This window comes from Acinetobacter sp. YZS-X1-1, assembly GCF_000804305.1.
Lineage (GTDB): Bacteria > Pseudomonadota > Gammaproteobacteria > Pseudomonadales > Moraxellaceae > Acinetobacter > Acinetobacter variabilis.
Genome location: NZ_JWHB01000005.1, coordinates 23,901 through 38,765, shown reverse-complemented (window position 1 = coordinate 38,765; position 14,865 = coordinate 23,901). Strand labels below are relative to the sequence as shown.

Below are 14,865 nucleotides of genomic sequence, written 5' to 3'. Positions count from 1 at the left end.
TTCTAAATGTTGTTATTTTGCAACAGTGATAATTCGAATTAAAAAATAGTAAGCCCATGGTGGGGCTACAGGAGTGTAACTATGGATGAGGCACAAGTAGAAAGAATTCTACAGAATCCCAAATTCAAAGAAATGGTACGTAGAAAAAGTACGCTGAGCTGGACCTTAACCGGCATCATGCTATTTGTCTATGTCGGTTTCATGTTGCTTGTTGGCTACAACAAAGAATTTCTATTGTCTTCAATTTCTGGCGGTGTAACGACCTGGGGTGTACCTCTAGGTATCGGTATCATTATTTTGTCTTTTATATTGTGCTGGGTGTATTCCTACATTGCCAATAACAAACTTGATCAGCTGAACAGAGAAGCAATTCAGGAAGTGGAAGCGATTACAAAAGAAAAGGGGCAACACTAAGATGAAAGGGATTTCATATCAAGCGCTTGCAGCGGCAGCGCTGACCTTGCTCAGCTCGGCAATGGTATTTGCTGGACCAGATCTGGGCGCTGCGGAGCAGCAAGCGACCAACTGGCACGCGATTATCATGTTTGTGATTTTCGTTGGAGCAACCTTATTTATTACCAAATGGGCTGCCAAACAAACCACGAATACCAATGATTTCTATACTGCCGGCGGCGGGATTTCTGGTTTCCAGAACGGTCTGGCCATTGCTGGTGACTTCATGTCTGCAGCATCTTTCCTCGGTATTTCCGCGATGGTGTTCCTGTCCGGTTTTGACGGATTGCTGTACTCATTAGGCTTTATGGTAGGTTGGCCAATCGTTTTATTCCTGGTGGCAGAACGTTTGCGTAACCTGGGTAAATTTAACCTGTCTGATGTAGTGTCGTTCCGTCTGGAAGAAAAACCGGTGCGTACTTTAGCAGCATTAAGTTCACTGGTTGTGGTGGCGTTCTACCTGATCGCACAGATGGTGGGTGCAGGTCAGTTGATCAAGTTGCTCTTCGGTCTGAACTACAACATTGCTGTGGTGATTGTTGGCCTACTGATGATGGCCTACGTAATGTTTGGTGGCATGTTGGCGACCACTTGGGTACAGATTATTAAAGCAGTAATGCTGCTGTCTGGTGCGACGTTTATGGCTTTCATGGTCATGAAAGGCGTAGGTTTTAGTTTCACCAATATGTTTGAACAATCGATTCAGGTTTTCTCTAAAGTACATGACCTGAGCCTTGCAGATGCGACCAAGATTATGGGTCCAGGTAATCTGGCTTCGAATCCGGTCGATGCGATTTCTCTTGGTCTGGCGCTGATGTTTGGTACAGCAGGTCTGCCACATATCCTGATGCGTTTCTTCACGGTAAAAGATGCCAAAGAAGCACGTAAATCAGTGGTTGTTGCAACAGGCTTTATCGGTTATTTCTACCTATTAACCTTCATTATCGGTTTCGGCGCGATTCTATATGTAGCGAATAACCCGCAGTTCCTGGACATTGCAAAAATGGCAATCACAGGCAAGCTAGAGCTGGTGGGTGGTAACAACATGGCTGCGGTTCACCTGGCAGATGCTGTTGGTGGTGACCTGTTCATGGGCTTCATTTCTGCAGTAGCATTCGCAACGATTCTTGCAGTAGTTGCAGGTTTGACCCTGTCAGGTGCTTCAGCAATTTCACATGACTTGTATGCAAACGTATTCAAGAAAGGCCGTACTACACCTGAATCTGAACTGCGCATGTCTAAAATTGCGACTCTTGGTCTTGCGATCTTTGCGATGATCCTGGGAATCCTGTTCGAGAAGCAAAACGTTGCTTTCATGGTGGGTCTGGCATTCTCGGTAGCCGCATGTGCCAACTTCCCGGTACTGGTTCTGTCTATGTTCTGGAAAGGCCTGACTACACGTGGTGCTGTCATTGGTGGCGTGGTTGGTCTGGTGACTGCAGTAGCACTGATCGTACTGTCTAAAGCCGTTTGGGTAGATACTTTCGCAATTTCAGATACACCAGTCGTTCCATTTAATGGTCCTGCATTATTTGCAATGCCATTGTCTTTCTTCTGCTGCTGGTTCTTCTCCATTACAGACCGCTCAGTGAAAGCACAAGCAGAACGCAAAGCTTTCGATGCACAGTTTGTTCGTTCACAAACAGGTATTGGTATCTCAGGTGCATCTGATCACTAAGATCTGATGTCCTAAAAAAGCCTCCTGATGGGGGCTTTTTTTATAGCGATAGAATACTTGAGCTACTCAATGAAGAAGACTTTAGGATAGTTTATCTAAAATTAAATACGGCCATTTTTGACTAAGATTTCAATAATTTTTATACAATCCTGTTTCTAACCATTGGCTAGATCATGCTATGTTAAGCCAGCGATAACAATAATGATGTGCGATAGGACATCAAGACAAATCTCATGAAGCACTCTCTGCTACGATTCTGGACCCATTTTAAGTATCTGCCTTCTGCGTGGCTGCTATGCCTACAATTACTGATTCTGACCCTGTCGATGCTGAGTTATGACAGTGTGTCTTATCGCGCGGGTACATGGATGCTAGGGGTGGTGGTCTTGCTGGTAATTGCCAAGGTGATTCGTCAGACTCCGATGTTTACCATTCTGGGACTCATCTTTGTCGCAGGCGCCATCTTCTTTTCGTCATTGATTGTGCTGGGGCTACGCTATACCTGGATCATGATCGTTGCTCATCTGTTTGAAGCCAGCGCCTATTTCAGTGCAGCATATGGCTTGTTACGTTATATGTTTCATGACCGTTATCTGACCAAGGATGAGCTGTTTGCAGCAGGAGCAGTCTTTACACTACTGGCTTGGGGATTCGCTTTTCTCTATAGCATTTGCCAGTTATGGGTGCCTTACAGCTTTTCAGATCCTGAGTTGCAGGCTTATCAGCCGTGGCTGGATCTGCTCTTTCTGAGCTTTAGTGTACAGTCTGCTACAGGATTATCTGATGTGATGCCGGTCAGCCCGGTCGCACGGATGTTGGCCATTATCCAGATGTTTGTCGGGGTGATGTATCTGGCCTTAATAGTCTCGCGTCTGATTGCCTTACAGTATATTTCCCATCTTCCTAAACAGACTCATATACAACATAAGCATAGAAAGCCTGAGGAATAGAACGTACAGAGCTGTATAGCTTGGTTACAGTAACTTAACGGCTTTATTTTCCTGAATATTTTAAAATCTTAAGGTCTAAAACGTATCTTTGATCGTAATTCTCTCGATCAGAATGTTTTTACTTATCAATAATGATTCAAGCCTCCTGGCATTCAATTTATTAAAAAATGGGGGATCTATGCCTTCCAAACCTTCATCCTGGTTTGCCAATATCAATCCGAATGTCTTTATTAGTACAGTGGTGATTATCGCCATTTTTTTGGGACTGGTAATACTGGCACCTGATTCATTTGACCTGTTGACCAAGCAAATGAATGCGTGGATTACCACTTCATTTAGCTGGTTTTACGTCCTCTCCGTGGCGATCTTTCTGATTGTCCTGATTTATATTGCCCTGTCTGATATCGGGAAAATCAAACTCGGGCCCGACCATAGTCAGCCAAAATACAGCCAGGCATCCTGGTTTGCCATGCTGTTTACCGCAGGCATGGGGATCGGCCTGATGTTTTTCGGTGTTGCAGAACCGGTTATGCATTATGTCACACCGCCTGCTGGTGAACCAGAAACTGTACTGGCCGCGCAGCAAGCTATTCGCGTGACTTTCTTCCACTGGGGCCTGCATGCCTGGGCGATTTACACCATTGTGGGTCTGTCATTGGCCTATTTTGCGTATCGACATAATCTGCCTTTAAAAGTTCGCTCCGCCTTATATCCACTGATCGGCAACCGGATTCATGGCCCAATCGGAGACGGGGTAGATACTTTTGCCACCTTAGGGACAGTATTTGGGGTTGCGACAACTTTAGGTTTTGGGGTGACTCAGATTAACTCCGGACTAAATTATCTGTTTGGAGTTGAGCAAACACCTAGTACTCAGGTCATTTTGATTATTGCCGTTACTATCATGGCGTCTATGTCCGTATTTTTTGGTTTGGATAAGGGCATCAAACGTCTGGCTGAACTGAATCTGCTGCTTGCTTTACTGCTACTCATCTTTGTTTTTGCTGCCGGTCCAAGTATCTATTTGTTACAGACCACCATCCAAAATGCCGGCCAGTATGTCTCTAATCTGTTTAGCATGACCTTTAATCTGTATGCCTATCAGCCTAGTGGCTGGATTGGTGGCTGGACCATTATGTATTGGGCCTGGTGGATTTCCTGGTCGCCATTTGTCGGGATGTTTATTGCCCGAGTATCCGAAGGCCGCAGTATCCGCGAGTTTATTGTTGGGGTTCTACTGATTCCTACCGGATTTACCCTGATCTGGATGGGCTTTATGGGTAATGCTGCATTATTCAGCATCATGCATGAAGCCAATACCAATCTGCTTGAAGCAGTACAACGTGACTCCTCTGTAGCGCTGTTCGAATTTTTAGGTAATCTGCCATTTAATTCAGTCACCAGTATTATCGCTACGGTATTGGTTATTCTGTTCTTTGTCACTTCAGCAGATTCAGGATCATTAGTCACGGATTATCTCACTGCTAAAACCGAGAATTCACCGACCTGGCAGCGTCTGTTCTGGACCGTGTTAATGGCTTTATTGGCCATCATTCTGTTACTGGCAGGTGGGCTGGAAGCCTTGCAGTCGGCTACAATTATGAGTGCTTTGCCGTTTACATTTATTATGCTGCTGATTTGCTGGGGACTGATTAAGGCCCTGCATCTGGATGTAACGAAAATGCATGCGCTACAAGCTGCACGCATTACCCCACGAGCCATTCAGAACCCGCGTAGCTGGCAACAGCGACTCGGTTTAATTATGCATTATCCGCATACGCATGATGAAGTACGTGATTATATTGATACGATGGTCAGCAAAGCCTTTAACAGTTTTCAGGCTGAACTGAAACGTCGTCACATCCAGGTGAAAATCTTTAAACTAGAAGATGGGATCGAGTTACGTGTCGATCATCAGAATGAAATGAACTTCATTTATCAGGTCATTGCTACCCAAACTTTAGCACCGAGCTTTATGCCAGATGCAGATTCTCCGCAGTCTTATCAGGCAGAAGTCTTTTTAAGGGAAGGAGGACAAAACTATGATGTGATGGAATGGACTCAGGAAGATTTAATCCAGGACATCATTGACCAATATGAACGTCATCTGCATTTTTTAAGTCTGGTCCGTTCTCCAGAATAAATATTTGATCCAATAAAAAAAGGACGCATCAGCGTCCTTTTTTTATTCAGTCACTAATTCAGAAATTAGAAACGGAATTTAGCATTTAAGCCTACAGTTTGTGTATCACGAACTACAGCATTTTGAGCAAGATTTGCTTCGTAGTTTGAGTTCACATAACTAGCACCTACAGCAACTGCTGGAGTGATGAAGTAGTTTACGTTTGCGCCCCAAGCTTTGTCTGGAGAGTTAGCGTAGCTAGATTCCATATAAGATGCACCAACGCTTAATTTAGGGTTGATGTACAAAGTAGTACCTAGGTTGTAAGCAGTATCTTCACCATAAACCAAGCCGCTTTCGAAGCCAAGTGACATGTTAGTGCCGTCAATTGCGCCTACATATTTAGTACGTGCAGTGATTGCATCTTGGTCTTCATCGATTGTGCGAGACTCAAGAGCAGCTTTAGCAACGCCGTTGTTGAACATATTGAAAGCGTCATAAGAAGTTTGGTCTGCAACGCTTGTGTAACCTACAGCTACCAGGAAGTTAGGAATAGGGAGTACACCTACTTCTAATGCATAACGGTCGCCATTGTCATCATTTTGGCCACCTTTACCATCAGTAATTGTATGGCTATAAGAAGCACTTGCATAAGCAGGAACAACTTTAGTTGGGATGTAAGCTTCACCTTTCACACCGAAAGTATAAGAAGTCTGGTCTCTAGCATCAGCATCTACATCATATTCGCCATATGTATAAGCAGCAGAAACGTTAGATGCCTGGTTGATGAAAGCAGCTTCAGCTAAAGGACCTTTAGAAGCGTCTACATCTTTGAAGTAGTAAGTACCTTGAACAGCACCAGTGAAATCTTTGTCATTTACAGTGTTGTCGATGAACTCTGATTGACCTTGAACTTCGAATTGATATGCTTGAGCACCGGTCATGGCTAATAATAAAGCAGTGGCTAAACCGAGTTTTTTCATGATATTTACCATTTTGTTACAAAAGATGTACAACAGGAACGTATTGTATTGTGACAATTTATTAAGTCAATCCAATTCGAAATCGCTATTTTTTAAGCTAAATCATTGTATTAATTTTGTGTAAAATTCAAGTATCAGGCTCGGAAGCCATTTTAGATAAAAACTCTTGTATAACAAAAAGCTAGAATTTAAATATAGATTTTGACTAAAAATTAAGGAGAAATTGTGTGATTATTTAAATCACTTAGTACGATCAATTTTAATTTAATAATCTATTAAAACAATTAATAATCGGTGAGCTAATTCATAAATGTGTCAAGAAGTGCAAGATGTCTGGCGCAACATGTCTTGACTGGATTGCTTAATTTTAGAGAATAATCAGCTCAAGCTTCAGAATGAATGTCTGTTTTTTAAGCTAGATGGGCATGTTTTATAATTTTGACTGAAGCAATCGACTTTACATTTTTGGGGGAATTTTACATAATATGAAAATCAAGTTAGAGTTCACACTTTCATAGTGATTTAGCCTGATTCTCCACATATTTTTGTTTTTATTGGCTCAGCTTTCCCCAAGGTTGGGCTTTTTTTTACCTAAATTTTCTGGAAATCTCAGTTTACGGATTACTTCATAAAAGAAGATGAAAGAACAAGTATAGAAAGCCGTCAAAGATGACTCTTTAATGCACCTTAATGGTGCGTTAATTCGATTTAAAAATAGTCTTGTTCTATAAAATTGCAAAAAAAACCTCAATTTCTATAAAGAATTGAGGTTTTTTCGCCAAAATTTGCGGGTAAATCAAAAAATCTGCTGAGGAATAATTTAACTCGCCCTAATGCGGTGCATTATGCACCTAATTGTTGCACGTGTAAATAGTTCAGAAAGCGAGTTTTTTAATTTTCTTATATTTTAAATTATGAAATTTTCATTCCTATTTATGTTTTAGTGATAACAGATAGAAAATCCTGAAAATATAAAGAGCTAAAACCTTTAAGAACATAAGAAAAACCTTCTGAAAATCAACGTAATTGGGAAGAAATATTGATGATGAGTAGGTGTTTATTTGTATAATCTATCTACTATTAAATGGGGAGTCCTTGATTGATGTGAAGGACTAAAAATCAAGATGAATACTTTGCGCTCTGAGAAAATCAGCAAACATCTGTACTGGTCGATGTCGATCATTATTTTATGTTTATTGTGTATTTGTATTCCCTTGATTATTGATAGTACTCAACATTATTTGAAATCAAAACAAACCTATCAGCAGCTTGATGCCTTACAACAGGTCACCGATCTCGCCAATAAAATCTCCCGTGAACGGGCACCCGCCAACAAAGTTATGTCCAGTTCGGTTGAGGAATTTGCCAAACATCAGCAGGAGTTAAGCGATTACCGTCAGGAAGTCGATCAACAGATGCAGATGACAGCTCAGGCACTCGATCAGGTCGGTTTTAATCACTTAAGCCAGCAACTTTTATCTGAGTTAAAGCCTAGTCTGCAATATGGGCGTAAGCAGGTCGATCTCTATACTCATATACCTCGCCCGGAACGTACTGCACAGGAAATGGATCAGGCCATTCTCGCCATGTTTAGTGTTTGGGAGAGCAGCCGTAAAATTCTGAAAGGTGTAGTGATTGCCTCTGCGACTCCATCTGCCCGTTTGGATAATTATATGAGTGAAATCCTGTTTTTATCTGATCTCAGGGATCAATCGGGTCGGGTAGCGTCAAATGTTATGGCTCATGTGACATTTGGAACCCGGATTCCAGAGCAAAACATTACCCGTTCCTTGCAGGTCCAGCATCAGGTACGCTACCTCTGGGATATTATTGATACGCTACAGCCTGTTCAGGGCAAAACCGATGAATTTATTCGTTTACATCAAAGGGTCGGCACTGAATTTATTCAGCAAGGTTTACCGATTGTGGAGCGACTGATTGAAGATAGTCGACAACAGCGTCCTTATTATTTAACTGGAACTCAGCTGACTGAAGCCATTGTAGATAAATTTACAACAGTGATTGATTTGCAGAACTATTTACTGCAATACACCAAAGATGTGGCTATTAAGGAAATGCGCCACAGTCTGAATCATTTGATCTGGACGGTGGCCTTATCTGGAATTTCCCTGATTACGGCAATTTTGACCATGATTTTTGCGCGTAAACGCATCTTTATTCCTTTAATTCGCGCACGTAAAATTTTATTTGATTTGTCTACTGGATCTGAACGGAAGCAAACACAATCAAAACTAAAAATAGACCGGCCTACTGAATCCTTATTTACAGCAATTCAAAAACTGCAGCACATGCTGCAAGAGCGTGAAGCATTAGAGTTTCGACTGAAAAATATTGCCCATTCCGATTCCCTGACCGGACTGGCTAACCGTTTTGCGCTCGATGAATATATCCGTTTTATGGAAACGCATCCGACCCAGTTTAAGCGAACCTGCCTGATGATTATTGATATTGATCACTTCAAACAGGTGAATGATCAATATGGGCATATTATTGGTGATCAGGTCATTCAGCTGGTTGCAGAACGCTTAAAAGCCAATGTCCGTGCTTCGGATCTGCTGGTTCGTTATGGCGGCGATGAGTTTCTGGTCCTGATTGAAAATATCGAGATGCAGCATGCTTTCATGCTGGCGAATAAAATCCGGACTGAAGTCGCTGAGCATTCTATTCTGACCTCAGCTGATGAAGATATTCATGTATCGGTGAGTATTGGGGTGGCGATTGGCGCAGAGTCATGGACCGCTTTGCTGGAACAGGCTGATGAGGCGCTATTTAAGGCCAAAGCAAAAGGACGCAATGTCGTGGCTGAGGTTTAAGCCAGTTAACTGAATTTTTTAAGCTAAACATTCTGAAGAGTCATAACTTTTATAGTTTATATTATTAAAAAATAAAGTAAATTTCACTGAAATTTTTAAAAATATAAAAATTTAGGGGATATTAAAATGAGTAAAAATTGTATTTTCTGTCAAATGGTAAAAGGGGAATTGCCATGTCATTTAATCGATGAAAATGATGATTTTATGGCGTTTCTTACTATATTTCCCAATACATTAAGCGCAAGCGTAGTGATTCCAAAACAGCATTATTCCAGCTATGCCTTTGAACTGAGTGACCAGGTGCTGACAAATCTGGTTTTATATACCAAGCAGGTAGCCCTAAAATTGGATCGTTATTTTGATGACGTTGGCCGAACAGCAGTGGTGTTCGAGGGATTTGGTGTCGATCATGTGCATGTAAAGCAATTTCCAATACATCAGACTAAAAATACCCATGAAAACTGGCAGCCAATTAATTCTTCGATTGATAAATATTTTGATGCTTATGAGGGCTATATTTCATCACATGATGGTCGAAGGGCGGATGATCAAAAGCTGGCACAATTGGCTGAAAATATTTGCTCAATCGCATAGTCAAAAATAAAAGCCCCTCTTTTAAAAAGAAGGGCAATCCCTCCTTTGAAAAAGGAGGGTTGGGGAGGATTAAATTACTTTAATAATGGCTTTAAGAATTTCCCTGTATGTGAAGCCTTAATTTTCACAACATCTTCCGGAGTACCTTCCGCGACAATCATACCGCCACCCGAACCACCTTCAGGGCCCAAGTCCACGACCCAGTCGGCAGTTTTAATCACGTCCAGATTATGCTCAATCACCACGATGGTATTGCCCCTGTCACGGAGCTGATGCAAGATATCCAGCAGTTTGGCAATATCATGGAAATGTAGACCTGTGGTCGGTTCATCCAGAATATACAGGGTTTGACCGGTATCGCGTTTAGCCAGTTCACGCGCCAGCTTGACACGCTGCGCTTCACCACCTGAAAGTGTCGTCGCTGACTGACCCAGACGAATATAGCCCAGACCAACCTGATGCAAAGTTTCCAGACGACGATGAATCACTGGAATCGCATCAAAGAAATGCATGGCATCTTCAACGGTCATCTGTAATACATCGGAAATATTCTTACCTTTGTAGTTCACTTCCAGCGTTTCACGGTTATAACGCTTGCCATGACAGGCGTCACACGGCACATACATATCCGGCAGAAAGTGCATCGCTACCTTGATCATGCCATCACCTTCACAAGCCTCACAGCGTCCGCCTTTCACGTTAAACGAGAAACGGCCAGCGGTATAACCACGCGCTTTGGCTTCCGGAGTCTGTGAAAACAGTTCACGAATTGGAGTAAACAAACCGGTATAAGTTGCTGGGTTCGAACGTGGCGTACGACCAATCGGGCTCTGGTCAATATCCACCACTTTATCCAGAAATTGCAGACCATCAATCGAATCAAATTTCTCGGCAGTCAGCGTGGTTGCACCATTCAGCTGAGTCGCTGCCAGTGGCAACAGAGTCCGGTTAATCAACGTAGATTTGCCAGAACCTGAAACACCGGTGACACAAGTCATGATTCCCAATGGAATGGTCAGATCGACTTTCTTCAGGTTATGCCCGGCAGCACCCATCAATTTGATCTGTTCTTCCGGTTTTGGTGGCTGAACCCGTTTTTTCGGCACTTCAATTTTCAGTTTGCCAGACAGATATTTACCAGTCAGGGAATCTTTGTTTTCAGCGAGTTCCTGATAAGTTCCTTCTGCAATCACATGGCCACCATGTACACCGGCACCCGGACCAATATCAATAATATGGTCTGCGGCACGAATTGCATCTTCATCATGTTCGACCACTAAAACAGTATTACCGAGGTCACGCAGACGAATCAGGGTTTGTAACAGGCGATCATTATCACGCTGATGCAGACCAATCGAAGGTTCATCCAGTACATACATCACACCCATGAGGCCAGCACCAATTTGTGAGGCTAGACGGATACGCTGTGCTTCACCGCCAGACAGGGTTTCAGCAGAACGGGACAGACTCAAATAGTTCAGACCCACAGATACCAGAAAGTGCAGGCGTTCACGAATTTCCTTAAAAATCTTGTCCGCAATTTCACCGCGGGCACCTTCCAGATTAATACCTTGATAATAGCTCTCAGCATCGCCAATCGACATGCGGGTAACATCGGCAATGGTCTTATCCAAAATTTTCACATTACGCGAAATTTCATTCAGACGTGAACCATCACAAGCATCACAAGCGGCATTGGATAGATACTGCGCTAGATCATCACGGACATAATTACTCTCGGTTTCGCGGTAACGGCGTTCCAGATGCGGCAAAATACCTTCAAATGGCATCACCCGATTATGACGGCGACCACGTTCATCAATATAGCTCAGGTCAATTTTTTCTTTGCCGGTACCGTAAAGGAATTTCTTCTTGGTATTGGCATCCAGTTCATTCCAAGGCGTTTCCAGAGAAAAGCCAAAATGCTCAGCTACTTTTTGCAGCATGCTATAATAATATGGACGCTGACGGTCCCAGCCACGAATCGCACCCTGGCTGATGCTGACTTCCTGATTGGGAATCAGTTTGTCCGCACTGAAATGGCTACGGGTGCCCAGACCATCACAGACCGGGCAGGCACCGAAGGGATTGTTAAATGAAAACAGGCGTGGCTCCAGTTCAGCCACAGCGCGGTCACATTCCGGACAGGAGTGTTTGGCAGAAAACACGCGATCATCATTTTCGCCTTTCATCCAGGACAAAATCGCGATATCACCACCGAGACGCAGTGCAGTTTCAAAACTTTCTGCAATCCGGTTACCGAGATCATCACGGACCTTAAAGCGGTCAACCACGACTTCAATAGTATGTTTTTTCTTTTTGTCCAACTCGGGTGGCGGATCAATTTCCATGATCTCGCCATCGACACGTGCACGTACAAAGCCTTGGCTTTGCAGTTGTTCAAATAGCGCTGTGTACTCACCCTTACGTTCACGCACGACAGGCGCTAGCAATAACAGTGCAGCACCTTCTTCCAGTTCTTTAACCGCATCGACCATTTCAGTTACGGTCTGTGCCACCATAGGCAGATCGTGTTCCGGACAGTAAGGTGTGCCTACACGTGCATAGAGCAGACGTAAATAGTCATAGATTTCGGTAATGGTGCCTACAGTCGAACGCGGATTATGGCTAGTCGATTTCTGTTCAATAGCGATGGCTGGGCTTAGGCCCTCAATCGAATCAACTTCCGGCTTTTCCATTTGCGAAAGGAATTGACGCGCGTAAGCAGACAGCGATTCTACATAACGGCGTTGACCTTCCGCATATAACGTATCGAATGCCAATGAGGACTTACCTGAACCAGACAGTCCCGTAATCACCACAAACTTGTCGCGTGGAATATCAAGGTTCACATTTTTCAGGTTATGGGTACGTGCACCTCGAATACGGATGTGACTTTGGCTCATGCAATGATCCTAGAAAATTCATCAAAAACCTTTATATGATACCGAATGAAAAATGTTCAAGTGCAAATAAAAGTATTTTAAACGTCAAGTTGTGTCGGATATTGGTCAAAAGATCAGTACTAAAGCAACTGGGTAAAAACGTGGAGTGAATTTGCTTTCTTCAAAACGTCTAATGGGTTAAATTTTATGATGTATACCTACATCGAAATTAGCTTCACTTTTCATTATTTATGGTTTGGCTTAAAAATAAAAAAGCCCTGGATTGGACAGGGCTCAGTGAATAGACACTAAAATTAATCATCCAGACCCGGCCACTGGCGTTGTTCATAAGCACTATCCCAGAACAGCCATTCCAGACGTGCTGCATGGGTATAGGCCTGATGCATTTTTTCCAGAGTATCAGCATCGACCCGCGCTGCCACCCGATCCACAGTGGCAATTACATTGCGTACCGCTGTATGAAAATCTTCACCGGCATAGGTATCAATCCAGGCCTGATACGGGTTATTCGGCGCTACCTTATCGACAATATCCTTACCCACTTTCGCATAGATCCAGAAACATGGCAAAAGGGCAGCCAGAACCACCGGATAACTTTCTGCCCAAGCCGTTGCCTGTAAATAAGAGGTGTAATGATGGCAGGCCAGAGTCAAAGGTGTGTTTTCGAATTGGGTTTTGCTGATGCCAAAATCCTGCATAAAGCCATCATGCAGGCTACGTTCGACCACAATGGCAGTTTTAGCTGCTTCACTAAACTGGATTACGTCATCTGCTTCAAAAGCTTTGGCTGCACACACCGCCAGCGCACGGCCATAGGCCAGCAGATAATGTGCATCCTGAATTACATAATGACTAAAAGCTTCACGATTTAATGTTCCCTGCGCCAGTTGCTGGTTAAAAGGCAGCGCCAATGTCTTTTGATAAAGTCCGAGATTACGTTGCCATACGTCTTGAGAGAAACTCATACTGAAATCCTTAGCAGTTGAAGTCAAAACCTCCAGCACTATAGCAAAGATAAATCTGTTTAAAAGATCAGCAAATCTGAAAAGCAGAAAATACCTAAAAATGGTTCAGGAAGTGCTTTGGTTTATGCGGCAAAAGTTTCATAATTGGGACAACTTTGAGTTTTAGTATTTCTCTACATTTAAAGAAATGCATTTAATGAAATTTATCTAAGGTCGATATATATGTTGAAACACTTTGGTTTCTCAATCGTATTTTCGATCGTGTGCCTTGGTTTGTCTGCTTATTGGGGATTTACCCATGGTCCGGAAGCGGGCCTGCAAACCATGTTCACAGCACTGACCATCACCGCTATTCTGGCGATTATGGAAGTGTCGTTGTCGTTTGATAACGCGGTTGTCAATGCATCCGTCCTGCGCGGTTGGGATCATTTCTGGAAAATGATTTTCCTGACGGTCGGGATTCTGGTTGCAGTTTTCGGGATGCGCCTGATTTTCCCGGTGGTCATTGTGGCCGTAACTGCGGATATGGGCTTTATGGAAGTGGTGCAGCTCGCCTTAAATGCACCAAAAGAATATTCGGCCAAACTGATGGCACATCATGCCGAGATTTCTGCCTTTGGTGGTGCCTTTCTGATGCTGGTATTTCTGAACTTCTTCCTGGATGAAGAAAAAGATACCCACTGGTTCCGCATGCTGGAACGCCGTCTGGCGCATCTGGCGAACGTTCCGGCGATGTCGGTCTTTATTACCCTGATTGCTTTATTAATCATGGATTTCCAGGTTGAAGAAGCAAAACGTCTGGATGTTATTCTGGCCGGGATCTGGGGGATCGTGATTTATATCGGCGTACAGGTCCTAAGCCATATGCTAGGCGGGGAACCGGAAGTAGACGAAGAGGGTAATGCCGTTCGTCACGATGCTGAAGGTGTACCGACTGGCGTCGTAAAAGCCGGCTTTGGTGGCTTCCTTTACCTGGAAGTACTCGATGCCTCTTTCAGTTTCGACGGGGTAATCGGTGCCTTTGCGATTACGTCTGACGTGGTAATCATCATGTTAGGCTTGGCCATCGGTGCGATGTTCGTGCGTTCGATGACCATTTACTTAGTCGATAAAGGCACATTGGATGCTTATATCTATCTGGAACATGGCGCGCACTATGCGATTGGTGCTCTGGCATTTATTATGCTGGCAAGCAGTACCGGTGTGCATATTCCTGAAGTGGTAACTGGTCTGATCGGTGTGGCTTTCATTATCTGGGCAGTCATTGCTTCGATCCAATATACCAAGCGTCAGTTATTAAAAGCAGGCAAATAGTCCTGTGATCGCTGACGAGAAGCGTAGCTCCGGCTACGCTTTTTTATTTTTCAGATAGTCCTCATC

Annotated in this window: 10 protein-coding genes; 7 read left to right on the top strand and 3 right to left on the bottom strand. The window is 43.4% G+C overall.

The window, feature by feature from the left end; all coding sequences use genetic code 11:
* Positions 1-81: 81 nt before the first annotated feature.
* From RJ01_RS04775 to RJ01_RS04760, 4 genes are all read left to right on the top strand, one after another.
* On the top strand, positions 82-414 hold the full coding sequence (locus tag RJ01_RS04775; RefSeq protein WP_004781535.1) for a DUF485 domain-containing protein: 333 nt from the start codon (positions 82-84) through the stop codon (positions 412-414).
* A 1-nt stretch (position 415) separates the two neighbouring features.
* Positions 416-2,131, top strand: coding sequence for a cation acetate symporter (locus RJ01_RS04770; protein WP_034170228.1), 1,716 nt, complete (start codon positions 416-418; stop codon positions 2,129-2,131).
* 233 nt (positions 2,132-2,364) lie between these two features.
* Positions 2,365-3,081 (top strand): ion channel, encoded by a 717-nt coding sequence (locus tag RJ01_RS04765; RefSeq protein ID WP_004781539.1) that lies wholly within the window; start codon positions 2,365-2,367, stop codon positions 3,079-3,081.
* Between the two features lie 178 nt (positions 3,082-3,259).
* Positions 3,260-5,224, top strand: a complete 1,965-nt coding sequence (locus RJ01_RS04760) for a choline BCCT transporter BetT (protein ID WP_034170227.1) — start codon at positions 3,260-3,262, stop codon at positions 5,222-5,224.
* Between the two features lie 65 nt (positions 5,225-5,289).
* Here RJ01_RS04760 and omp33-36 read toward each other — a convergent pair whose 3' ends face one another.
* Positions 5,290-6,186: a porin Omp33-36 gene (gene omp33-36, locus RJ01_RS04755; protein WP_034170226.1), complete on the bottom strand. Its 897-nt coding sequence runs from the start codon at positions 6,184-6,186 to the stop codon at positions 5,290-5,292.
* Positions 6,187-7,310: 1,124 nt separating this feature from the next.
* On the opposite strand from omp33-36, the gene RJ01_RS04750 reads away from it, so the two are divergent.
* Positions 7,311-9,020, top strand: a complete 1,710-nt coding sequence (locus RJ01_RS04750) for a GGDEF domain-containing protein (RefSeq protein ID WP_034170225.1) — start codon at positions 7,311-7,313, stop codon at positions 9,018-9,020.
* 126 nt (positions 9,021-9,146) lie between these two features.
* Positions 9,147-9,614, top strand: coding sequence for an HIT family protein (locus RJ01_RS04745; protein ID WP_034170224.1), 468 nt, complete (start codon positions 9,147-9,149; stop codon positions 9,612-9,614).
* A 74-nt stretch (positions 9,615-9,688) separates the two neighbouring features.
* On the opposite strand, the gene uvrA is transcribed toward RJ01_RS04745, so the two are convergent.
* On the bottom strand, positions 9,689-12,520 hold the full coding sequence (gene uvrA / locus RJ01_RS04740; protein ID WP_034170223.1) for an excinuclease ABC subunit UvrA: 2,832 nt from the start codon (positions 12,518-12,520) through the stop codon (positions 9,689-9,691).
* A 293-nt stretch (positions 12,521-12,813) separates the two neighbouring features.
* A complete protein-coding gene (gene tenA / locus RJ01_RS04735; protein ID WP_034170222.1) occupies positions 12,814-13,485 on the bottom strand; it encodes a thiaminase II in 672 nt (223 codons plus the stop codon).
* A 222-nt stretch (positions 13,486-13,707) separates the two neighbouring features.
* Between tenA and RJ01_RS04730 the strand changes: the two genes are divergently transcribed.
* On the top strand, positions 13,708-14,799 hold the full coding sequence (locus RJ01_RS04730; protein WP_004781554.1) for a DUF475 domain-containing protein: 1,092 nt from the start codon (positions 13,708-13,710) through the stop codon (positions 14,797-14,799).
* Positions 14,800-14,865: the final 66 nt, after the last annotated feature.

What these genes read in the sequence shown, in the direction of transcription:
- RJ01_RS04760 (WP_034170227.1), top strand. Translation starts at nt 3,260, where the DNA reads ATGCCTTCCAAACCTTCATCCTGGTTTGCCAATATCAATCCGAATGTC.
- RJ01_RS04745 (WP_034170224.1), top strand. Translation starts at nt 9,147, where the DNA reads ATGAGTAAAAATTGTATTTTCTGTCAAATGGTAAAAGGGGAATTGCCA.
- omp33-36 (WP_034170226.1), bottom strand. Translation starts at nt 6,186, where the DNA reads ATGAAAAAACTCGGTTTAGCCACTGCTTTATTATTAGCCATGACCGGT.
- RJ01_RS04730 (WP_004781554.1), top strand. Translation starts at nt 13,708, where the DNA reads ATGTTGAAACACTTTGGTTTCTCAATCGTATTTTCGATCGTGTGCCTT.
- RJ01_RS04750 (WP_034170225.1), top strand. Translation starts at nt 7,311, where the DNA reads ATGAATACTTTGCGCTCTGAGAAAATCAGCAAACATCTGTACTGGTCG.
- RJ01_RS04765 (WP_004781539.1), top strand. Translation starts at nt 2,365, where the DNA reads ATGAAGCACTCTCTGCTACGATTCTGGACCCATTTTAAGTATCTGCCT.
- tenA (WP_034170222.1), bottom strand. Translation starts at nt 13,485, where the DNA reads ATGAGTTTCTCTCAAGACGTATGGCAACGTAATCTCGGACTTTATCAA.
- uvrA (WP_034170223.1), bottom strand. Translation starts at nt 12,520, where the DNA reads ATGAGCCAAAGTCACATCCGTATTCGAGGTGCACGTACCCATAACCTG.
- RJ01_RS04770 (WP_034170228.1), top strand. Translation starts at nt 416, where the DNA reads ATGAAAGGGATTTCATATCAAGCGCTTGCAGCGGCAGCGCTGACCTTG.
- RJ01_RS04775 (WP_004781535.1), top strand. Translation starts at nt 82, where the DNA reads ATGGATGAGGCACAAGTAGAAAGAATTCTACAGAATCCCAAATTCAAA.